The sequence below is a fragment of the Enterococcus sp. AZ091 genome (genome assembly GCF_051714805.1).
Taxonomy (GTDB): Bacteria; Bacillota; Bacilli; order Lactobacillales; family Enterococcaceae; genus Enterococcus_D; species Enterococcus_D gallinarum.
This window is the reverse complement of sequence record NZ_JBIOSO010000001.1, coordinates 34,846-58,003: the sequence shown is the minus strand read 5'-3', so window position 1 is coordinate 58,003 and position 23,158 is coordinate 34,846. Positions and strand designations below refer to the sequence as shown.

The following is a 23,158-nucleotide window of genomic DNA, read 5'->3' as shown; positions in this document are numbered from 1 at the left end:
AGGGCTGTTCTTCGATCCGAATGAAGCAAACTAACATCCTAAAGCAGTGTCATGGACAGACGTGCCATGATACTGTTTTTTTTTTGAGTAATTAGGATGAGCCGCTGATAGAGCTCTAGGCCAAGATAGGCAGTTTTCCTTCTTCCATGTATAATAAAGACAAATGGAACGGAGCAAATCGGTTTACAAAGTAGACGTAAAAATAGATGTAAATGAGGTGAATGGATGAAAACCAGGCAAGAAATGATTCGATCTTCAAACGGCAAAGATCAACTTTATGTGAAAATTTGGCAGCCGGAGGGACAGTCCAAAGGGATGCTTCAGCTGATCCATGGCATGATTGAACACATTGAACGGTACGATCCGTTTGCTCAATATCTCGTTTCAAAAGGATTCACAGTGATCGGTCATGATCACTTGGGACACGGGAAAACAGTAGCTGAGCAAAACGAGTATGGGACATTTGGAGAAACAAACGGTGCGGATTATCTTGTAGCAGATGTAGGATTGGTTCAGCGTTTTGCGTTGGAGCAGTTTCCAGCTCAACCTTATTATCTTTTAGGTCATAGTATGGGCTCTTTGGTTTTGCGCAATTTTTTGTATCAGAAAAATACAAAATTGGCAGGTGCAATCATTATGGGGACGACACTGGAAGCGCCGGCTAAAATGACCAGTGCCGCTTTATTGACGAAGTCGTTGATGCCTTTTCGACAGCAAGCATGGCCCTATCGCGTGATGGAAAATCTGGTTTTTGGTCAACATAATCGGCGGTTTCAGCCCAACCGAACGGCGAAAGATTGGTTGTCCAGTGATCCCCAACAAGTAGATGCTTATTTAGCAGATCCGCATACGCAATTTCATTTTTCATTAAGTGCCTATCGAGATTTGTTTTTATTGACAAAAAAAGCGAGTGCCCCCCGCCTGTTGCAGAAAATCGATCGCGAATTGCCGTTACTGCTGATTTCAGGAAAAGAAGATCCTGTGGGCCATTATGGCAAGAGTGTCCGTAAGCTAGCAAACTATTTGAACCAGCAAGGGCAGCGGCATCTGACAGTTTATTTGCTGGAAGGCGGTCGTCACGAGATCTTAAATGAAACCAATAAACAAGTCGTATTTCATGAAATCTGGCAATGGTTAGAAAGCAATGGATGAACGTCATCAATTGCTTTCATCTTTTTTTCAGAAAATTGAGAATTTTAATTATTTTTAACCTTTTTTCATATTCCTCCTTCTGCTATAATGGGTGTCACATCTAACAACAAAGGAGAGATTTTTGTATGACTGTTTATAACTTTTCAGCTGGTCCCGCCGTCTTGCCCCGCCCCGTATTGGAAAGAGCTCAATCCGAGCTTTTGGATTATCGTGGCAGTGGGATGTCCGTTATGGAGCTGAGTCATCGGTCCTCCTTGTTTGAAGAGATCATTCAAGACGCAGAAGCCCTCTTGCGGGAATTGATGGCGATCCCGGATAACTATCGGGTGCTGTTTTTGCAAGGTGGAGCAAGTCTGCAATTTAGTATGGTGCCATTAAATTTAGCGAAAAACAAAAAGGCCCTTTATATCAACACGGGCTCTTGGTCAAAAAAAGCAATTCAAGCGGCTGAAGCAGTTGCTACGGTTGAGGTGATCGCATCAAGTGAAGATAAGCATTTTACTTATATTCCAGAAATCACAGTAGATAACATCGACCAAACAGCGGCTTATCTGCATATTACTACGAATAATACGATTGAAGGAACAGCTTTTCAGACGATTCCGGATGCTGGCAAAGTCCCGATCATTGCTGACATGTCATCAAATATCTTGGCCAATGAGTATCGTGTAGAAGATTTCGGTATGATCTATGCAGGTGCCCAAAAGAACATTGGACCAGCAGGATTGACGGTGGTTATTATTCGAGAAGATTTATTAAATGAAGAAGCGGTCTTTGCTCCAATGTTGGACTATCGTCTTCAATCTGACAACGGTTCCCTTTACAATACGCCGCCTACTTACAGCATTTATATCGCAAAACTGGTTTTTGAGTGGTTGAAAGAATTAGGCGGTGTAGCAGCGATTACTGCGCAAGACCGTCAAAAAGCTGCACTGCTCTATCAAGCGATCGAAGCATCGAACTTGTTTAGCAGTCCCGTAGACAAAAATAGCCGCTCCCTAACGAACATTCCTTTTATCACTGGCGATAAGGAGCTGGATCGACAATTTAATGAAGCTGCAGAAGCAGCCGGCTTTAAAAACTTAAAAGGACACCGTTCGGTAGGCGGTATGCGAGCAAGTTTGTACAATGCGTTCCCTATCGAAGGCGTTCAGGCACTTGTCGATTTCATGAAATCATTCGAAGCGGAGGTCAAATAAATGTATCAGATCAAGACATTCAATGCGATTGCACCAGAAGGGCTTCAAAGGCTAAACAAAGAAAAATATGCCATCAATGAAAGTGATGAGCCAGAAGGAATCTTGCTGCGAAGCCAAAAGCTGCATGACTATCCTTTTCCAAAAAGTGTATTAGGGATTGCGCGAGCTGGAGCTGGTACGAACAATATTCCGGTCAAAGAATGTACAGAACAAGGCATCGTCGTCTTCAATACCCCAGGAGCTAATGCAAATGCAGTCAAAGAGTTGGTTATTGCAAGCTTGTTATTAAGTGTTCGCCCGATTCTCCAAGGTGCTCAATGGGTCCAAACACTGAACGGATCAGATGTAGAGGAACAGGCAGAAGCCAACAAAAAGCAATTCGCCGGTACGGAACTAGAAGGCAAAAAGCTTGGTGTGGTTGGGTTAGGCTCGATTGGTGCCATGGTCGCTAACGATGCCTACCGCTTAGGGATGGAAGTTGTGGGCTATGATCCTTATGTTTCGGTGGACACAGCGTGGACCATCTCCCGCAGAGTCAAACGGGCCAATGATTTAGCAGAAATTTTCACAACCTGTGATTTCATTACTCTTCACGTGCCATTGATGGAAAACACCCGCCATTTAGTGGGCAAGAATGAATTGGCCAAAATGAAGCCAACGGCTAAACTGTTTAACTTTTCTCGTAGTGAGATCGTTGATACAGCTGCAGCTCTTGCTGCGTTAGATAATAATGAGATTGCTGGTTATACAACTGATTTTGCAGATGAACGCTTACTGGGCCATGACAACGTGCTAGTTCTACCGCATTTAGGAGCATCGACAGAAGAGGCTGAGATCAATTGTGCCAAAATGGCTGCCCGCACATTGAAGAAATTTTTGGAGTTTGGGACGATCAAACGCTCAGTGAATTTTCCAACCGTAGAAATGGCGTTCCATTCGCCGTATCGTTTAACAGTGATTAACCGCAACGTGCCAAATATGCTAGGACAAATTTCCTCGATCATCGCTGAATCTGGAATCAACATCGATAATATGTTGAATCGCGGACGTGACGACTATGCCTACACATTGGTGGATGTCGGAGCAACAGATGCTGCATTGCTTGAAGCGGTGGCAGATAAATTACGAGCTAAAGAAGATATTATTCGCGTGCGAGTGATCAAGAATCAGGAGGTAGGCTATTAATGGTTCAAGTTTTTCCTTTTAAAGCAATCCGCCCACAAACTGACTTAGCAGAGAAAATTGCGGAGTTGCCCTATGATGTAGTCAACACGCAAGAAGCAGCGGCATATGCTGCCGGCAACCCGTACAGCTATTTTCATATCGATCGCTCAGAAATCGATCTTCCAAATATTGCTCCTTATGATCCGCAAGTGTATGCGAAAGCAGCAGAAAATTTGGCTGCTTTTCGAGAAAAAAACTGGCTGATCCAAGACAATGCACCGTCCTATTATTTATATGAGCTGACAATGGCGGGGCGGAGTCAAGCTGGGCTTGTTGTTTGCACATCGATTGAGGATTATGTAGCTGGTAAAATCAAAAAACATGAGTTTACTCGACCAGAAAAAGAAGTTGACCGCATCAATCACATCCAAGCTTGTGATGCAAACACGAGTCCAATCTTTCTAAGTTACCGTCAGCCTGAGTCCTTAAAAAAAACGATCCAGGATTGGCAGAGTCACCATCAACCGATCTATGATTTCACGAGTTATCACGAGGTCCATCATCGGGTTTGGCTGATCGATGATTCTGCGGTGATTGCTGCTTTATCACAAGAATTCTCAGCGATTGATGCGTTGTATATCGCTGACGGCCATCATCGTACCGAGTCGGCAGTGAAAGTCGGCTTGCAAAAGCGCAAGGAAAAAAACAATAGTGAGGAAAGCGAGCGCTTCTTAGCGATTTTGTTTCCGGAAAATGAATTGGCGATCTGGGAATACAACCGAGTGGTCAATGTACCGATTCCAGATCATTTCTTCGATCATCTAGCAGAGAAATTTCACATTGAGAAGCCAACTAGCAGCAAGCCTTCTCAAAAGGGAACCTTCTATTTGTATTTGGGCCACGAATGGTTCTCTTTAACCATCAAAGAAGCAGGGAATGACGCAGTCGAAAGTCTGGATGTTTCTCTTTTGCAAAAAAATATCTTAGCGCCATTACTCGGTATTGAAGATGTCCGCACAGATAAGCGCATCGATTTTGTAGGAGGAATTCGTGGTCCAGAAGAATTGGAACGGATGGTGGATTCCGGAGAATGGACAATGGCCTTTTTGATGTATCCAACGCAGATGAAAGATTTATTGGCTGTTGCCGATGCGAATGAGATCATGCCGCCTAAATCTACATGGTTTGAACCCAAATTGTTAAGTGGTCTGTTTTTACATGATTTAGAAACCAAAAGCTAGAAAGCTAAAAAGAAAAAAAGCCGCACGATCTGCAGAGAAAACTGCGATCGTGCGGCTTTTTTTCTTTTTTTAAAAAATACCAGACATTGTTTCGATGATCAAGCGAATGTTGAGGACTGTTAATGCGATGGCGCAAATCCAGCCCAGAGAAGTGACCCACAGAGGGTTCTTGAACTTTTCGCCCATGATTTTTTTGGAACTAGTAAAGTAAACCAATGGAATCATTGAGACTGGTAATGCAATACTCAAAAAGACCTGTGAATAGATTAAAAGATTATCTAGTGCCTGTTCATTACCGCCAAAGTAGAGGGTACATAGTAAAACAGGTACGACAGAAAGGCCACGAGTGATCAATCGTCTTGCCCATGTTGGAATCTTCATATGGATGAAGCCTTCCATGACGACTTGTCCTGTCAGTGTTCCAGTGATAGTTGAGTTTTGTCCGGAAGCCAGTAATGCTACGGCAAAAAGAACACTAAGGGCTGGACTAGCCACCGCTCCCGCGATCGCTGAATTTTGTAAGGCATCATACAGCGCTGAAAAAGTACCGACTTCTTCGCTGTGACCGAAGAACAATGCGCTCCCTAAAATCAGCAACAGACAATTAACGACAAAAGCAGCCGAAAGCTGAATATTTGAATCCCATGTGGCAAAGCGAACAGCTGTAGCGACTTCTTGCGGATTCGTCCGATCAATCTTTCTTGATTGTGAAATCGACGAATGCAAATACAAATTATGGGGCATGACGGTCGCGCCAACGATCCCTAATGCCATGGTCAGCTGTCCAGGGTTCAATACTTGTTTTTGGGGAATGAAGCCTTGAACAAGTGCCGGAAGATCAGGTTGGGCAATAATCACTTCGTAAACAAAAACAAGCAGAATCACCAATATTAAGGTCATCACGATGGCTTCGATTTTTCGAAATCCTAATTTCATCAAGAAAAGCAGTAAAAAGACATCGAAAATCGTCAAAAAGACCCCTACAACTAATGGTAGACCGAATAATAGATTCAAAGCAATTGCTCCACCGATTACTTCGGCGATATCTGTTGCCATGATCGCCAACTCGGTAATAATCCAAAGGAAAAAGCCCAGCTTTTTACTGGTGTGTTTACGGGTTGCTTGTGCGAGGTCCATATGGGTGACAATCCCTAGTTTAGCTGCCATGTATTGGAGCAACATCGCAATTAGACTTGAAATCAAGATGACGGATAGCAGGAGATAACCATATTCGGCACCACCCCCGATTGAAGTGATCCAGTTACCAGGATCCATATACCCAACCGCGACTAACGCTCCGGGACCAGAAAAAGCTAAAAGATTACGCCAAAAATTCCCATCCTTGGGAATAGCTACGGTATTGTTTATTTCTTCCAAGCTAGGTCCGTTTGCTGCCTGGATCAATTTTTTTTCTTCATTCATTCTGTCACATCCTATCTTTTTAGGTGTACCTAAAAACAATCTTATTGTATTCCTTGTTTATGAATTTTTCAAGAGAAAAACTTCTGAAAGTTTGCATTAACTAAAAAAACAGATATTAGAAAAGGACAGATTTCGTTTGCCAAGGTGATTGGTGATTGTTGGATTGATCAATTTTAATCTAAAATAGGGAATGTTGCTCTACATAGAATTGATGAATGAGGGAAATCTATTTGATCCCACTTATTTAGAAAGACCGAAAATTTTCTTAAGAAACATAAAAAAACAAGAAGCACTCAAAATTGATGATTTTGAGTGCTTCTTGACGCTGGATTGTATGTGGAGGATGAATGAACTTTTATCAGGATCTTTTTTATATTCTTATTATGTCAAAAGAACAAGAAGAGCAGCCTTTAGAATGTTAATAACCAAGTTTATTAATCAAAGAACAGCCAAGAGGCTGCCCACTATTGTGCGACGTGGATGGCTATCAATAATAAAAAGTATCATTGTTTTGTGTTGTTGCTGATAAAACACTGTGTCAGCGTGTCTACAAATTCATCGAAGGTGGTTATGGCACTTAATTTATGAATGTTTTGTTCATCTGTACAAATCATGGCCAGATCATCAAAAATTTCCCGAAACACATGACGGTTATGGTAATTGATGGAAATCAAAAAAACCAATGTGACACGATTATTTCCCCACTGGATCCCCTTTGGATTGACGGCAATCGCAACCCCCGTACGATTGGCATTCATTGTCAGTGAATGTGGAATAGCCACTGAACCAAAGGCAGTAGAAGAAAGTTGCTCCCTCTCAATTACTTGTGGATAAAAGGTCTCGTCCACGATTCCTTCTTCTTTCATTTGACCACATAATTGTTTGAGCAATTCTGCGGAGTTTTGATTTTCAGTTGTATATGAGAATCGCTTTTTATCAACAAGCGATAGAAAGGTTTTCACAAATTGTTCTTTTCGTTTTTTTTCTTTGATATCAAAGATCTTGGCGGTAATTTGTTGCCGATCTTCAAGGGTAAAAAAAGGATTAATGATCACGTATGGGGTAGCGATCACTTGCTTCAGTTTAACAGCAGACACAATCAGTTCTGTATCTACATACTGCAACTCTTTTTCACTAGTAAGAATATTCTGGATCTCAAGGTCATCAGAGAAATTTTTCTGAAGCTTTTCCATCACCTGAATATTCATGTTGTAGTAATGAGGCACTAGAATCGTGCAGTTTATTTTATTCGTACGCTGTTTTTGAATTTCTAACGCATAGCCTAAATGAAAAGCTATGTAGGCAATTTCGTCTTCACTAATCGTATAACCGATTTCTTTTTGAATGACATGAGAAACCTGGACGGCACAATCATAGATGAGCGGACATTCTTTTTTTAGTGTTTCTGTCATTGGGTTTCTACAAGAGTAGCCGTTATTGATCCGATACAGTAAATTTTTTATGTGGAGGGCAAATCGAATGAAGAACTCAGGTTCATTGCCATCAATAAAGTATAATTCATCCACTTTTGCTAGAATTTTTCTTACTAAGTCAAGGCAGTTTTTGTCCGTGACCTTCTCTAACTCATCAGGTGAAATTTGAGTGAAATTCACGCTAGTTCCATTCGCTGAAATTAGGATAGCTAAATCACGAATTTCTTCTTTGGGAAAACGAATACCGTACCGTTCCGCTACTTTTTCCGCGATTTTTTCGGAAATTTTTAGTACTGTCGGATGGATTGAGTGAGGCGGTTGAGCTTTTGCTTCAGGAGACTGAAAATTTCCTTTCATACGGTCTACGGCAATTGCTAGATGAATAACTATATTTGTTAACGCATAATCATTCGTGAAAAAATCATAGTCTGAAAAAAGTTCGGCAATAATTTCCTTGATATAATCAAGGTCAAAATCTATAAAACTTTCTTGTAGCTTAGTCATATCAACGAAATGATTATCCAATTCGGATAGCAATGTCTGATGGATTAATTGTCTTTTCGCTTTTTCTGTCCCAATCAACTGTAGTGTATCTTTGGTCAGTCTGACTTCGATAGCCAGTTCAGAACATTTTTTTTTAAGTTTTTTTGCATCACTCAATAATGTGGACTCGCTGATAAATAGTTCTTCTGCTAGATCATAAACAGACAGAGCTTCCTCGGTTGAAATCAGTCGCAAAAGGAGATAAGCAGTTCGTTCAGTAGGTGTTTCAGGGACACTTGTTTCTGTGTTATTGAAAAAAGTGACCAGATTACTTGCTATCACTCGATAGCCTTTGTTTGAAGAAAGGATCAAATCAGATTCATTGTCTTGAATATCTGCGATATACGATTTTATCGTCCGTTTGGATAACCCAAATTTTTCCGCTAATTGAGTGGAGGAAACCCAATTGTCTTGCTCATTTAGATAGTGAAGAAGTTTTATATACTTTGCTTTCATTAGCTGACACCCTCTCTTTCACCACTGCAGTGCAAAAGAATATTTGTTTCACCGCTGTAGATTGACTATAGTATAACTGTAATTGATAGCGCTATCAATGAAAATTGAATTGGGGGAGAAAAATCATGAAAAAATTGAATGTTTTACTTGTGTGTGGATCTGGAGCCAGCTCAGGTTTTATGGCTGCTAATATTCGTAAAGCTGCTGCTGAAAAAGGATTGGACATAAAAATTACTGCTCGCGGTGAAAGTGAGATTGAAAACTACATTGACGACATTGATGCGTTAATGGTTGGTCCCCATCTAGCGTATATTTTGGATGAAGTAGAAGAATTTGTTGGTGATGCACCAGTGAAAGTGATTTTGATGAAGCCTGAATACTATGCCACATTAAACGGAAAACAAGCTTTGGACCACTTGTTGGAAGAGGTACAGTAGCTTTCAGAATGGAGGGAATAAAATGCAATCCTTAATTAACTGGCTGGAAAACAGCTTTACGCCCAAAATGAATAAAATCAATCATAACGTTTGGATCGTGACTCTTAAAGACTCAATCATGCAGGCTTTGCCATTAATTTTCTTAGGATCGGTCTTTTGTATGCTGGCAATTTTAAATGATTATTTTCCAAGTTTACCCAATTTCTGGACGCCATACGGATGGACGATGGGGATGATCTCACTTGTCATATCTTTTCTGATTCCTTTCAACTTGATGGAGAAAAAAAGACTGCGTAAGCAAAGAATCAATGCTGGAATGTCTGGAATCATCTTATTTTTGATTATTATTTCTCCACAAGTCATTTCTGACGGAGAACCTGGTTTTAGTCATAGTGCGCTTGGTGCAGGGGGAATGTTTATTGCAATTGTTGCAGGACTATTCGCTGGTATGGTGTTGAATTTATTTGGAAAGTTTTCTTTTTTCAGTGAGGAATCGGTGATTCCCGATTTTGTCCGCTCTTGGTTTGATGCTATGCTGCCAATCGGTATTGTTGTCCTTACCGGATGGATCTTCGTTGATCTTCTTGGCTTTGATGTCTACAATGCTGTTCTAGCCATCTTTATGCCATTACAAAGTGTGATTGAGACGCCATGGGGCTTTTCATTGATGATGTTGATTGTTTGTTTCCTCTATTCGTTGGGAATTTCAACATGGGTATTAACGCCTGTTTTAAACCCGGTTTTATTGACTGCTATTCAAGCAAATATTGACGGAAAGGCAATGAATTTAGTAACTGATCCAACTATTTATTCTGCTTATCTATGGATTGGCGGTATCGGCTGTACAATGCCTCTTGTTTTTATGTTGATGCGCTCCAAATCAAAAAAATTAAAAGCCTTGGGTACGGCTTCGGTTGCTCCGACGATTTTTAATATCAATGAACCGATTGTTTTTGGCTGTATTGCTTGGAATCCACTATTGATGGTCCCGATGTGGTTACAAGGGTTGATATTGCCATTAATTGTCTGGTTATTTACGAAAGTCATCGCTTTTGCACCTATTCCAACAGTCATGTTTCAAATGTGGTACTGTCCATTTCCGATTGCCACTTGGCTAACTACCGGAACAATTTCAGGCATTCTGCTAATGCTGATTGTTTTTGTCGTGGCGGCAGCGATTTGGTATCCATTTTTTAAAGCCTATGAAAAACAAGAATGCGAAAGAGAAGCTGCTGAAGCAACTGAAAGAGTATAGAAAGATAATTGTGAAAGAAGGTCTTAGAATGGTGAAAGAACAAATCGTTCAACATGCCATGCAGATAATTCTACATGCTGGAGATGCCAGAAAGCATTGTATGGATGCCTTGAAAGCGATTGAATCATATGATTTTGCACTGGCTGAAGTGGAAATAAAGCAAGCAAATGAGGAGATTGTACAGGCACACCGCATACAGACAGATGCAATTACGGCTGAAACATCTGGTGAAGATGGAGAGTATTCTGTGTTGTTCGCACATGCACAGGATACATTGATGACTATTTACAGTGAGATAAATATTGCTAAACGCATGCTGGCAATTTTTAAAGCCTATGATCGGCGCATTGAGCAATTGGAGAGTAGACTGGAAAGAGAGGAAGAAAATGACTAAAATACCTGAAGGTTTTCCAAAAGATTTTTTATGGGGCGGTGCTATTGCAGCCAATCAAGCTGAAGGTGCGTGGGATGTAGACGGAAAAGGCTGGTGTGTGGCAGATATTAATGAGTTTCTTCCAGATGTTGACTTAGAAAAGAAATCTAATATGGAAATAACGACAGCTTATATCAAAGAAGCAATGAACAGTACAGAGCGAATTTTTCCAAAACGGTGGGGAATTGATTTCTATCACACGTATAAAGATGACTTGAAATTGCTTGCTGAATTAGGGCTAAAAACATTTCGGACTTCTATCAACTGGGCAAGAATTTTTCCAAACGGAGATGAGTTGGAGCCGAATGAAGCGGGTTTGCAGTTTTATGACGATTTATTTGATGAAATAATAAAAAATGGTATGGAACCAATGATCACAATGTCTCACTATGAAATGCCACTTCATTTGACAACTTCGTATAAAGGCTGGTATTCAAGAGAAGTTATTGATTTCTTTGTCCGTTATGGTCAAGTTCTGCTAGATCGCTATCATGACAAAGTAAAGAAGTGGATAGTGGTTAATCAAATCAATTTAATTGTCCATGAATCGTTCAATCATCTTGGAATTCCTGAGGATGCAGTAGAGGATTTGCTTTCTGCTAAATATCAAGGAGTACACAATGAAATGGTTGCTAGTGCATTGATTACAAAATATGCGCATGCACATTATCCAGATAATGAGATCGGCATGATGCTTTGTGGCGGTCCCTCTTATGCGGCATCTAGCAAGGCTGAAGATGTTCTAGCTGCATTAAAATTAAATCAAATGGAGTATTTCTTTGCAGACGTCTTACTTCGCGGCCGCTATCCTGGTTATGCTTTCCGTTACTTTGATGATAAAGGCATTCATGTAACTTTTGGAGAAGATGACGAAGAAGCACTGAAGCATACGGCAGACTTTATGTCTTTTTCTTACTACTATACACAAATATGCGATCAAGACTCTTACGATAAGGATTTAGGACCACACAGAAATAAGGAACTACCAGCAAATCCTTGGGGGTGGACAATTGATCCCATTGGCTTGAGAATTCTTTTAAATGAGTTTTATGATCGCTATCAGTGTCCAATTTATATCACTGAAAATGGGATTGGCTATTTTGATAAATTGGAAAATGGGAGCATTCATGATTCCTATCGTATAGAGTATTATCGAGATCATATTCGAGCCATGAAAGAAGCAATCAAAGATGGTGTGGATCTGCGCGGTTACTATGCTTGGGGACCCATTGATATAGTCAGCTGTTCGTCTAGTGAAATGAGCAAACGCTATGGATTTATTTATGTAGATAGTGATGATTATGGAAAAGGCAGTGGCGAAAGAATCAAAAAAGATAGCTTTGCTTGGTATCAAAAAGTTATCCGCAGTAATGGAGAAATCATTGACTAAGATTAAAGAGAGTTAAAGAGAATAGAAGATAAGTGCTGGCTGCTCTAGCTGAATGCTTTCTTTTAGTGGAAGCAGACCATCCACAAACTCAAAGGAGCAGTCCTCTATAACCCGGATTTTCAGGTTACAAAAGAGCTTATCGCAGGCATAAAACAAAAAGTACTCGAAAAGTCATTTTCGAGTACTTTTTGTTTTGTTGAGAGCACCATTAACTGACAGCTGCAATGCTCTCTTTAGCTGTGACTAGTTAGAAAGAATTAATCTGCCCGCAAAGCGATCGCAGCATCTTTTTTCGCTGCCATCCGTGCTGGGATATGGCCGCCGATCATGGTTAGGATCGTGCTGACCAGAATTAAGATCAATCCATGGACTGGATTCAGTTGTGCAACATTTTCCAGATCAGTCATATTGTATAAGACCGCGTTGATTGGGAAAGTAGCTAACCAAGCAATCAAGACACCTAATGCACCAGAAGCAATCCCAAGGATACATGTTTCAGCATCGAAGACACGAGTGATATCTTTTTTACGCGCACCTAAAGCTTTTAGGACGCCGATTTCTTTCGTACGTTCCAAAACTGAAGTATAGGTGATGATACCGATCATAATCATGCTCGTCACTAATGAGATAGCGGCAAAAGCAATCAGAACATAAGTGATGGCATCCATCAAGCCGCCGGTCAATTGCGTCATGGTTCCAGCTAAATCAGAATAAACGATTTGATCTTTACGATCTTTGCCTTTGTTGTAAGCATCAAGATAGTCCAAGATTTTTTCTTTGGAACTAAAATCATTTGGATAGATCATAATACTGTTTGGCAAGTCGCTGCCACCTAAGTAATCGATTAGAGAATCGCGCGTGCTAGCATCGATTTTTTCGTTGGTCATAACATTGATATCATTGTCTTTTTGGGCTTTGACGATTGCCGAGTTTTTGTTTTCTTTGATAACTTCTTGGGCTAATGCATCGCTATAAGCGATCCCGGTAGAAAGCAAATTCATCGTAGATTTTTCTTTGATACGTAAAATCCCGCTGATTTTTAATTCTTTATTTGCACTGTTGTCATAAACAGCTGTTAAATCTTGATTTGGGATAAAGTTCCCAGTTGGCAATTCAGTATAAAAGGCATCGTTAAGTGCCAACTTGACTGTTGTTCCTACGATATCATCGAAAGACACTTTATCGCCGTCTTTGATATCAAATCCTAAGTTGATCAATGCGTTGACGTTCGTCACGTTGTTCTCGTCAACGATCAGTACAACGTCATTTGCTGATGCAGGATATTCTCCCTGCAGCAAATCATAGTTGTCTTTCAGGAAGTTGCCGTTTTCCTCAGATAGTTGTTCTGGGAAGGTTGAAACGCCGATTCCCGTCGAAGCACTCATTGCGGACATCATGGCATTTGTCTGCTCGTTATCAGCTGAAGCATTTGAAAAGCTGACTTGTTCTACTTTATCATCGACCTTACGCAGTAAGTTCAACGAAGTCGAACGAGTGTAGCCAATGTTGTTGCTTAACTCAGGATCAATTTTATTGAGATAGTCAAGAAAGTCCTGATCAATATTATTGATATGGGTTGCCCGGTCAGCGTCACTCAGTTTTGCGGTCACTTCTTTAGTGGACGGGAAATTCTCTTCTTTAGTACGAGTACTGATTGCAGAAGGGTCTTGTTCCGTCGTTACTTTAGAGATCGTGATCGGGAAACGGGCCAATGTTTCAGACTGTGTATTATCGATTTGCTTTTGGAATCCGGTCGATAAAGACAAGACGATGGCGATTCCGATGATTCCAATACTTGAGGCAAACGCTGTTAAGAAAGTTCTGCCTTTTTTGGTACGAATATTATTGAAAGAAAGGCGCAATGCAGTGAGAAAACTCATTTTTGTGTGCTTTAATTCAAATTGATCTTTCTTTTGACCTTCGATATGCGGGTTAGAATCTTTTAAGATCCGACCATCCTTGAACTCGATGATACGATCCGCATACAGATTGGCTAGTTCCGGGTTATGAGTAACCATAATTACTAGCTTTTCATTGGAAAGCTCTTGGATCAACTTCATGATTTGGACGCTAGTCTCTGAATCCAACGCGCCAGTTGGTTCATCACAAAGAAGAATATCTGGGTCGTTGGCTAATGCTCGAGCAATCGCTACCCGCTGCATTTGTCCACCAGAAAGTTGATTTGGTTTTTTGTGCATATGATCCGCAAGGCCAACCCGTGTCAGAGCATCTTCTGCTTTCGCCCGTTTGACTTCTTTTGATACACCACTTAAGGTCATCCCTAATTCGACGTTATCAATGATCCCTAAATGACTGATCAAATTGTAGCTTTGGAATACAAAACCGATCGAATTGTTCCGATAGGCATCCCAATCACGATCCTTGAATGATTTGGTCGATTTCCCGTTGATGACCATGTCTCCAGAGTCGTAGTTGTCTAATCCACCGATTACGTTTAGCATGGTGGTTTTTCCGGAGCCGCTTGGTCCCAAGATGGCTACAAATTCTTGTTTTCGGAAAGCTACCGAAACACCATCTAATGCTTTGGTGGTACTTGATCCAACCGTATAATACTTCTTGATATCTTTTAATTCTAGCATGCTGTCACTCTTTTCCTGCCATTTTCATGTTTTTTTCATCCTGTTTAAAAGCTATCATAACAGTTAACAAAAATCAACAATCGTTATTGTTTTGCAGAAGTTCTTATACTAAACTATAGAGAAAGAAAAGAGGGAGAAAATGCCAAAAGCAGTAGAAAAGTTTGATATTTCAGTATTTGCAGAAGTTTTCTCGCTATTAGGGAACCTTTTGTTTGAAGAAGTTGGGTTAGAAGATTTAAAATTGACAAAAATGGAGATTCTGGAACTTGTGTTGATTTCAACGAATGAAGGAATTACGATGTCTGAATTAGCAAGACAAATCGGCACATCGAAGGTACAGATTAGTCGATCAATTGCTGGATTGGAAAAAGCTGGGTTTGTCATGCGTAAAACCAATGAAACCAATCGCCGCAGAGTCAATGTCTTCATGTGTGATGCGGGGAGAGAATTATTCAGTCGCAAAAAACAACAAATTGAGGATCGCTTGAATGAGAAGGTTTCAGTGATGCGCCCATCAGATTTTACAGAGCTTTATCAAGCCTTGACTTTGGTGATTGGCTTGTTGCGAAAGTATGACATTTTAAAAGAACATAACTGCTCGAACCATCCTGCGATCAAGTAACGGATTCGCTTTCTCTACCAATGCAAACGATTGCTGTGTTTTTGTTATTTGATGTTGAGTTTATATTTTTAACCTTTTATAAAAAGAATACAAGAAAGCAATCGATTGCATGTTTTTCTTGTATTCTCTTCTTGTGTGTGGGAAAATAGAGACAACAAATAATTAAAGGAGTCTGCTATGAATACTACTGCTATCTATCATCGTCCAGAAAGTGAATTTGCTTATTTATTTGAAAAAGACAAAATGCACATTCGGCTGCGCACAGCTCGTCAAGATGTTCGTCACGTGCAATTATTATGCGGGGATCCGTATACGCTATACAAAGAAGCCTGGTATCAACGAAGAATCGAAATGGATAAAATTCTCTCTACTGACTTGCACGATTATTGGCAAGTGACCGTGAGTGCAGAATTTCGCCGATTGTCTTACGGCTTCTCTATTGAAAGTTTTGACGGTCTCCATGTTTTCTATGGTGATCATGGGGTCTATCCGTTTGAAGAGCAATATTTAGAAATGAACAACAATTATTTTCGGATGCCTTACTTTCAAGAGGCGGATCGGTTCAAAGTACCGGAATGGGTCAAAGAAACAGTCTGGTATCAAATTTTTCCGGAGCGCTTTGCGAATGGTGATCCATCCAATGATTCTGAAGGCACATTGCCTTGGGGGTCCAAAAATCCCGATCGGCAAGATTTTTTTGGTGGAGATTTACAAGGCGTGATCGATCATCTGGATTATCTCGTTTCGCTAGGGATCAATGGGATTTATTTCTGTCCGATTTTTGAAGCCTACTCCAACCACAAATATGATACGATCGACTACTTAGCGATTGATCCAGCTTTTGGGGATAATGAGACCTTCAAACGTTTGGTGGAAGAATGCCACAAACGAGGAATCAAGGTCATGCTTGACGCAGTTTTCAATCATATGGGGGATACTTCCCACCAATGGCTCGATGTCATTAAGAATGGTGCAGATTCTCCCTTTGCCGATTGGTTCCATATCAATGAATTCCCTGTCAATTATAAAGAAGGCGAAGATTTTGAAGATGCTTATGATATCACGTATGATGTGTTTGCATTTACCCCGCATATGCCGAAGCTGAATACAGAGAATCCGGATGTTCAAGACTATCTCCTGAAAATTGCTCGTTACTGGATCGAAGAATTTGATATCGATGCTTGGCGCTTGGATGTAGCCAATGAGGTGAGCCATAATTTCTGGAAGAAATTTCGTCAGGTCTGTGATGAAGCCAAAGACGATTTTTATATTTTAGGAGAGATATGGCATTCTTCTCAAAGATGGCTCCAAGGGGACGAATTCCATGCAGTCATGAACTATGCTTTTACAGATGCAATCATTGAATACTTCGTCAAAGACGAAATATCAATGACAAAGATGGTCTCGGAACTAAATAATCAATTGATGCTTTATCGGGACCAGACAAATCAAGTCCAATTCAATATTTTGGATTCTCACGATACGCCGCGTCTATTGACATTGGCACGGGGCGATAAGGACCTGATGCGGCAGGTGATGGCCTTTACCTACTTGCAGCAAGGGGTTCCCTGCCTGTATTATGGCGATGAAATCGGCTTGACCGGGGATATGGATCCGGATTGCCGGAAATGTATGGTTTGGGAAGAGGAAAAGCAAGACCGCGATTTGTTGCGCTTCACAACTGATTTGATTCATTTGCGCAAGAGTCATCAAAAAATCCTTTCAGAGGGCTCTTTGAATTGGAACGTGATTTCTGAAGAAGAAGGATTGATCATTTTTGAGCGGGAATTAGGTGCGCAACGAATCATTGGAATCTTTAATACTGGGGAAGATCAACTCACATTGTCTTGCCCAGAGGAAATTTTATTAGATCAGTTTATGCAGATCGAAGATGAGACAATGATCATTGATAATAAAGGATTTGTCATTGCAAAAATCAACAATGAAATCAGCAATAATTAAAAAATAAAATGAGGCAAGATCTGTTAAAACAGGTCTTGCCTCATTTAGGCTGATTGGGTTTTATTTCCCCATGCACGTTGGAAAGAATCTTCCCCAAAATTCTTTCTACTAATATTATAGCCTATAACCCGTAGATGTGACAAATAATAACAGTCGAAAAACAACCCTTTTTTGAAAGAAAGCGAAAGAAGAGGGAATTTTCAGATTTTTTCTTTTTCTTTCTGAGAATGCTTATGTAAGGTCTTTTCTTTTTGCTTAAATATGATAAACTAGTAAAAATGTATTTTTATTCGAGGAGTGATCAAATGGATAGAGGGTACCGGGTAGCTGTTGTTGGTGCGACTGGCGCAGTTGGAACAAAAATGATTGAGATGTTAGAAAAGACTACATTGCCGATCAAGGAATTGATTCTATTGGCTTCAAAGCGATCAGCTGGGAAAACCTGTGTCTTCAAAGGAGCCACTTTGGTCATTCAAGAATTAACTACGACCTCATTTATTGGAGTAGATTTGGCTTTATTTAGTGCTGGCGGCAGTATCTCCAAGCAATTTGCCCCAGAAGCGGTTAAAAGCGGTGCGGTCGTAATCGACAATACGAGCTACTTCCGAATGGATCCGAATGTCCCTTTAGTGGTTCCCGAAGTAAATGCTCATGCTTTAGCAAAACACCAAGGGATTATCGCAAACCCAAATTGTTCAACGATTCAGATGATGGTGGCATTAGAACCGATTCGGCAACACGCAGGTTTATCGCGGATCATTGTTTCGACGTATCAAGCTGTTTCAGGTGCCGGTGCTAAGGCAATGGCAGAATTGACACGGGAATCTCAAGCTTACTTGTCAGGAACACCAGCTGATCAGTTGGCACCAGAGATCATGCCAGCGGGAGGTGACAAGAAACACTATCCCATCGCATTCAATGCCTTGCCGCAGATCGATGTTTTTGCGGAAGATGATTACACCTATGAAGAGTGGAAAATGATCAATGAAACCAAAAAGATCATGGAAGACTCAGCGATCCAAGTAGCGGCTACTTGTGTTCGGATCCCAGTCTTTAGCGGGCACTCAGAATCTATTTATATCGAAACAAAACAACCTGCGGAATTGACTGCAGTCAAAGAGTGGATCAAAGCAGCTCCCGGAGCAGTTCTGCAAGACGATCCAAGTCAGCAGATTTATCCACAAGCACTGACGAGTGTCGGTAAGACAGAGACCTTTGTCGGCCGGATTCGAAAAGATTTAGATGTAGCGAATGGTCTGCATCTTTGGGTGGTAGCGGACAATTTGCTGAAAGGTGCTGCCTGGAACTCTATCCAAATCGCAGAATCGCTGCATGAACAGTCTCTAGTTCGAGTGTAAATCATAAGTTTTTCAGAAAAGTGTAGCGAATGCCACGCTTTTCTTTTTTTTGTTGTATAATGAAAGAGACGGCTTAGGCTAGGGAAATAAATAGTGTAAAAAAATCAAGAGGTGAATAGATTGGAAACTATCAAAATCATTCCTCTCGGTGGTGTACGTGAAAACGGAAAAAATATGTACATTGCTGAAGTTGGAGAGGATATATTTGTTCTGGATTGCGGTGTCCGTTATCCAGAAAACGAGTTATTGGGAATCGATACGGTCATTCCTGATTTCACGTATCTAGAAGAAAACGCAGATCGCGTAGCGGGGGTCTTTTTGACTCATGGACATGCCGACGCCATTGGGGCGCTGCCCTATTTCTTGGAGAATGTCCCAGTTCCGGTGTTTGGAACAGAGCTAACGATCGAGTTGGCAAAATTGACCGTAGCAAAAAACGAAGCAACAAAGAAATTCAAAGATTTCCATATCATTGATGAACATTCAGAAATCGATTTTGGTCATGCAACCATCAGCTTTTTCCGGACAACGCATTCGATTCCTGATTCTGTCGGAATCAGCGTCAAAACCAGCGCTGGAAATATCGTCTATACAGGGGATTTCAAATTTGATCAAACAGCTATCCCAATGTATCAAACGGATTTCGGACGTTTGGCAGAGATCGGTAAAGAAGGCGTTCTGGCATTGCTGAGCACCTCAACAAATGCAGAAAACCCAGCACCGATTGCTTCTGAATTGACGATTCAAGATGAAGTGTTTGACAACATTCGCTATTGGGAAGGTCGGATCATTGTCGCAAGTGTAGCCAGCAATCTACAGAGGGTTCAACAAGTGCTGGATGCAGCATATCGTTCCGGACGAAAAGTAGTTTTGACTGGTCAGGACTTTGGACGGATCATCCGCACTGCGATGAAGTTAGGTAAACTAAAATTACCAGCAGAGGATTTGCTGATCACCCAAAAAGAAATGAAAAAGTATGCCAATGAGCAATTGCTTATTCTAGAGACTGGCCGTATGGGTGAACCGATCAAAGCATTGCAGAAAATGGCGAACGGAACACATCGTACATTACGGATTCAAGAAGGGGATCTCGTTTATATTACGACGACGCCTACGACAGCTATGGAAACGGTCGTTGCCAAAACGGAAGATATCATTTACCGAGCGGGTGGAACCGTGAAGCAAATTTCAGATAATTTTCGTGTTTCCGGTCATGCGAATCCGAATGATCTGCAATTGATGCTGAATTTAATGAAGCCAACGTATTTCCTACCAATCCAAGGAGAATATCGTCAGTTGGCAGCACATGTGGACTTGGCTCATGAAGTGGGCATTCCGTTGAAGAATATTTTCATTACCGCACGCGGGGATGTTTTAGAATACAAAAAAGGCGAAATGCATTCAGCTGGTGCTGTACCAGCTGAGAATGTCATGATCGATGGGATCGGTGTCGGTGATATCGGCAATATTGTTTTACGCGATCGTAAAGTCTTATCTGAAGACGGTATTTTCGTCGCAGTCGTAACGATCAACCGTCGCGAAAAGAAAATCATTGCAGCACCGCAAATCACTTCCCGCGGCTTTGTTTATGTCAAAGCAAGTCGTGATTTGATTCGGGAAAGTGGTGAGATCGTTGCAGAGATCGTTGAAAAACATTTGCATGATGAAGAGTTTGAATGGAGCAAATTGAAACAAGACATTCGAGATCGCTTAAGCCGCTTCTTGTTTGAACAGACAAAACGCCGACCAGTGATCTTGCCTGTGATCATGGAATCCAGTCAAAGAAATCGATCACGCAAATAAAACATCCAGAAAACTAGGACGCCAGCTACAAACGTCCTAGTTTTTGCTTTGATTTTTGTGGTGTCTCTTTAGATACATAGCGCAGAAATACGAGAACATTGTCCGATCGATAATATCTAGGTCTTCATTGACAGGGTGTTGTCTAAAGCAAGTGTTCCAATAACCAAACATTGAAATTGCTCCTGTTTTCTGGTGCGGATTGGTGGAGTCTCTCAAGGCGTGTCAGTTATTTTTGTTAGTCTGGCTAATTTGACTTGTCCGGATGCTGGAGTGATGTCTGGATAAAAAACAATTCCACGAAGAAACTCGTGTTGAAAGAAAATTGATTGGATCGAAAGGATGGTTTTGAGTGAAAAGTTATCAAGAAGATACGCTTGTCCAGCAGAGAAAATGGTGGATCTTGATTGCTGTTGCGATGTTCACGTTTATGTCTACATTAGACGGCAGCATCGTGAATATTGCGTTGCCGACGATATCGGCAAATATGTCCGTACCCATGAACCAAGCGGAATGGGTCGTGTCGGTTTATTTGATGGTGGTTTGTGCTTGTTTGTTGCTATTTGGTAAGATTGGCGATAGTTGGGGGAAAATCAAGGTCTTTCGTCTCGGCATGTTGATTTTTACCATCGGTTCTTTATTGTGCGGGTTCAACCATTCGTTGGCTTTTTTGCTCTTTGCACGAGTCGTCCAAGCGATCGGTGCAAGTATGACGATGGCAACAAATACTGGAATCATTACGGAAGTATTTCCTATTAGTGAGCGAGGACGAGCACTGGGGATGATCGGCGCTTTCGTGTCGCTAGGATCAATTGCTGGTCCAGGACTAGGCGGGATCATATTGTCTCATTTTTCATGGCCTTATATTTTTTGGATCAATGTTCCTGTCGGGATTCTGACTATGATTGCCGGGGAGAAAATTTTACCCAAAGATATCACCATGAGCCGCAACTCCATCGATAAAAGTGGATTTGGTCTATTCTCTGTGGCGATCTTGACCTTTTTCGGTGGAATTTTCATCGGTCAGGAGCAAGGCTTCTTGACATGGTTGCCATTAGTATTGATGTTCGTTGCAATCATTGCTTTTATTGCTTTTATTCAAGTAGAAAAACGGGTGGCGATGCCGCTGATTACTTTCAGCATTTTCCGAAATAAAATTTTTACGTTAAGTTTGTTTACGGCACTTCTGATCTTTTCTGCTAATTTTTTTGTTAATGTCGTGATTCCATTTTATCTGCAAAATGCCCGTGGGTTGACTCCAAGTGTAGCCGGGATGTTGATGATGGTCTTTCCTTTGATGATGGTCATCGGATCGCCTATCAGCGGTTATTTGACAGACCAAGTCGGTCCAGAAATCTTGGTGTTGATTGGCTTGGCCTTACTATCGATTACCCAACTGATGTACATGTTTATGAACCAGCATACACCTATTTGGTATTATGTGGTGGCTACAGCAATCATGGGATTAGGAAATTCCTTGTTCCAATCGCCGAATAATACCATGGTCATGAGCAGCGTGACCAAAGAAAATTTGGGAGTGGCCGGTAGCTTGAACTCTTTTGCTCGTAATCTAGGCATGGTGCTAGGGATTGCAATGTCCACAACGATTCTATATTCTGCGATGAGCAGTGCCTATGGTCAGCATGTGACGACGTATATCAATGGACGACCAGATATCTTCAATTATGGAATGAAAGTTACTTTCTTCGGTGCGTTTCTTTTATGTGCTGTGGCCCTATTGATGACTATGTGGCGTATCAAAAAACAAGGTGGCTTCCAGAAACACTCTCTGTAAGCTGCGAACCTAAAAAAACTGTTCTAGTTCTTTTTTCTGAAGACTAGAACAGTTTTTTTGTGATTTCTTGACTAAGAGAAGAATAACGTCATGAATGAAATGGATACACCGAATTGATTGTTTGGAATTTTGTATTAGTCTGTTATAATAGAAAATATTAGTCTGTATTACTTATGAATAGGAAAGGGGTAATTGTTGTGAAGATTACTTTTCATGGACACGCGGTTCTTTCGATCGAGTTGGAAGACGGACAAAAGTTGTTGTTTGACCCTTTTATAAATGGAAACGCTATGACTGATCTGGATGCAGAAACAGTTGATCCAGACTGGCTGCTGATCACTCATGGGCACAGCGACCATGTAGGAGATATGGTGGCGATTGCCAAACGTACAGAAGCACCTATTATCAGTGTAGTGGAAGTTTGTCAGTATGCAACAAGTAAGGGAGTAACGAAGACTCACGGTATGAATATCGGCGGCTCATATACTTTTTCCTTTGGCAAGGTACGGTTCGTTCAAGCTCAGCACAGTTCCGGTCTGGAAGAAGACGGCAAGATGATCTATATGGGAAACCCAGCGGGAATCATTTTAGAAGCGGAAGGCAAAACAATATATCACGCGGGGGATACAGCCCTCTTTGGTGATATGGCACTGATTGGCGAACAATTTGCGATCGATGTGGCTTTCTTGCCGATTGGTGATAACTTCACTATGGGACCTAAAGATGCGGCCGCAGCTGCCCACTTATTGAAAGCAAAAAAAGTTGTACCAGTTCACTACAACACATTCCCACTGATCAAACAAGATCCCGCCGCTTTTATCGACTTGCTGCCTGAGGGAGTAGGCACCGTTTTGGCTGTGGGAGAATCGATTGATTGTTGACCGTCTGATTGACGG

The 23,158-nt window shown here is 41.2% G+C and carries 17 protein-coding genes; 14 read left to right on the top strand and 3 right to left on the bottom strand.

The window, feature by feature from the left end; genetic code table 11:
• Window positions 1-225 precede the first annotated feature (225 nt).
• The 4 genes from IGJ28_RS00280 (at window position 226) to IGJ28_RS00265 (ending at window position 4,756) form a co-directional block, all read left to right on the top strand.
• Window positions 226-1,152, top strand: a complete 927-nt coding sequence (locus IGJ28_RS00280) for an alpha/beta fold hydrolase (protein WP_252712313.1) — start codon at window positions 226-228, stop codon at window positions 1,150-1,152.
• 125 nt (window positions 1,153-1,277) lie between these two features.
• Window positions 1,278-2,351, top strand: coding sequence for a 3-phosphoserine/phosphohydroxythreonine transaminase (gene serC / locus IGJ28_RS00275; protein ID WP_060813019.1), 1,074 nt, complete (start codon window positions 1,278-1,280; stop codon window positions 2,349-2,351).
• Window positions 2,352-3,536 (top strand): phosphoglycerate dehydrogenase, encoded by a 1,185-nt coding sequence (locus IGJ28_RS00270; protein ID WP_003128739.1) that lies wholly within the window; start codon window positions 2,352-2,354, stop codon window positions 3,534-3,536.
• Window positions 3,536-4,756 carry a DUF1015 domain-containing protein gene (locus IGJ28_RS00265; RefSeq protein ID WP_242387364.1) on the top strand — a complete coding sequence of 407 codons (1,221 nt, stop codon included), beginning with the start codon at window positions 3,536-3,538 and terminating at the stop codon, window positions 4,754-4,756. Before IGJ28_RS00270 ends, IGJ28_RS00265 begins: the two co-directional genes overlap by 1 nt.
• Before the next feature lie 69 nt (window positions 4,757-4,825).
• Here IGJ28_RS00265 and IGJ28_RS00260 read toward each other — a convergent pair whose 3' ends face one another.
• Window positions 4,826-6,178, bottom strand: a complete 1,353-nt coding sequence (locus IGJ28_RS00260) for an Nramp family divalent metal transporter (RefSeq protein ID WP_003128741.1) — start codon at window positions 6,176-6,178, stop codon at window positions 4,826-4,828.
• A 503-nt stretch (window positions 6,179-6,681) separates the two neighbouring features.
• Window positions 6,682-8,610, bottom strand: a complete 1,929-nt coding sequence (locus IGJ28_RS00255) for a BglG family transcription antiterminator (RefSeq protein ID WP_252712312.1) — start codon at window positions 8,608-8,610, stop codon at window positions 6,682-6,684.
• 125 nt (window positions 8,611-8,735) lie between these two features.
• Here IGJ28_RS00255 and IGJ28_RS00250 point away from each other — a divergent pair, with 125 nt between their 5' ends.
• Genes IGJ28_RS00250 through IGJ28_RS00235 form a run of 4 tightly spaced genes read left to right on the top strand, consistent with a single transcriptional unit; the run spans window position 8,736 to window position 12,125 of the window.
• Entirely contained in the window at window positions 8,736-9,047 is a 312-nt protein-coding gene (locus IGJ28_RS00250) for a PTS sugar transporter subunit IIB (protein WP_005472652.1), read from the top strand.
• A gap of 22 nt (window positions 9,048-9,069) precedes the next feature.
• Complete coding sequence (locus IGJ28_RS00245; RefSeq protein WP_438845074.1) at window positions 9,070-10,302, top strand: PTS sugar transporter subunit IIC; 1,233 nt, start codon at window positions 9,070-9,072, stop codon at window positions 10,300-10,302.
• Window positions 10,250-10,696, top strand: a complete 447-nt coding sequence (locus tag IGJ28_RS00240; RefSeq protein WP_260279122.1) for a PTS lactose/cellobiose transporter subunit IIA — start codon at window positions 10,250-10,252, stop codon at window positions 10,694-10,696. Before IGJ28_RS00245 ends, IGJ28_RS00240 begins: the two co-directional genes overlap by 53 nt.
• The gene (locus tag IGJ28_RS00235; protein ID WP_113850204.1) at window positions 10,689-12,125 is read left to right on the top strand and encodes a glycoside hydrolase family 1 protein; all 1,437 of its coding nucleotides are present in this window, start codon (window positions 10,689-10,691) and stop codon (window positions 12,123-12,125) included. The genes IGJ28_RS00240 and IGJ28_RS00235 overlap by 8 nt, the downstream gene beginning before the upstream one ends.
• 257 nt (window positions 12,126-12,382) lie before the next feature.
• Here IGJ28_RS00235 and IGJ28_RS00230 read toward each other — a convergent pair whose 3' ends face one another.
• Window positions 12,383-14,725 (bottom strand): ABC transporter ATP-binding protein/permease, encoded by a 2,343-nt coding sequence (locus tag IGJ28_RS00230; RefSeq protein ID WP_438845073.1) that lies wholly within the window; start codon window positions 14,723-14,725, stop codon window positions 12,383-12,385.
• A gap of 139 nt (window positions 14,726-14,864) precedes the next feature.
• Between IGJ28_RS00230 and IGJ28_RS00225 the strand changes: the two genes are divergently transcribed.
• From IGJ28_RS00225 to IGJ28_RS00200, 6 genes are all read left to right on the top strand, one after another.
• Complete coding sequence (locus tag IGJ28_RS00225; protein WP_156248082.1) at window positions 14,865-15,347, top strand: MarR family winged helix-turn-helix transcriptional regulator; 483 nt, start codon at window positions 14,865-14,867, stop codon at window positions 15,345-15,347.
• A 177-nt stretch (window positions 15,348-15,524) separates the two neighbouring features.
• On the top strand, window positions 15,525-17,309 hold the full coding sequence (locus IGJ28_RS00220; RefSeq protein ID WP_438845072.1) for a glycoside hydrolase family 13 protein: 1,785 nt from the start codon (window positions 15,525-15,527) through the stop codon (window positions 17,307-17,309).
• Between the two features lie 305 nt (window positions 17,310-17,614).
• Window positions 17,615-18,667 carry an aspartate-semialdehyde dehydrogenase gene (locus tag IGJ28_RS00215; RefSeq protein WP_005472640.1) on the top strand — a complete coding sequence of 351 codons (1,053 nt, stop codon included), beginning with the start codon at window positions 17,615-17,617 and terminating at the stop codon, window positions 18,665-18,667.
• Between the two features lie 120 nt (window positions 18,668-18,787).
• Window positions 18,788-20,470 (top strand): ribonuclease J, encoded by a 1,683-nt coding sequence (locus tag IGJ28_RS00210; RefSeq protein ID WP_003128755.1) that lies wholly within the window; start codon window positions 18,788-18,790, stop codon window positions 20,468-20,470.
• Between the two features lie 349 nt (window positions 20,471-20,819).
• Window positions 20,820-22,262, top strand: coding sequence for an MFS transporter (locus IGJ28_RS00205; RefSeq protein ID WP_103300400.1), 1,443 nt, complete (start codon window positions 20,820-20,822; stop codon window positions 22,260-22,262).
• Between the two features lie 197 nt (window positions 22,263-22,459).
• Window positions 22,460-23,143 carry a metal-dependent hydrolase gene (locus IGJ28_RS00200; protein ID WP_252712310.1) on the top strand — a complete coding sequence of 228 codons (684 nt, stop codon included), beginning with the start codon at window positions 22,460-22,462 and terminating at the stop codon, window positions 23,141-23,143.
• Window positions 23,144-23,158: the final 15 nt, after the last annotated feature.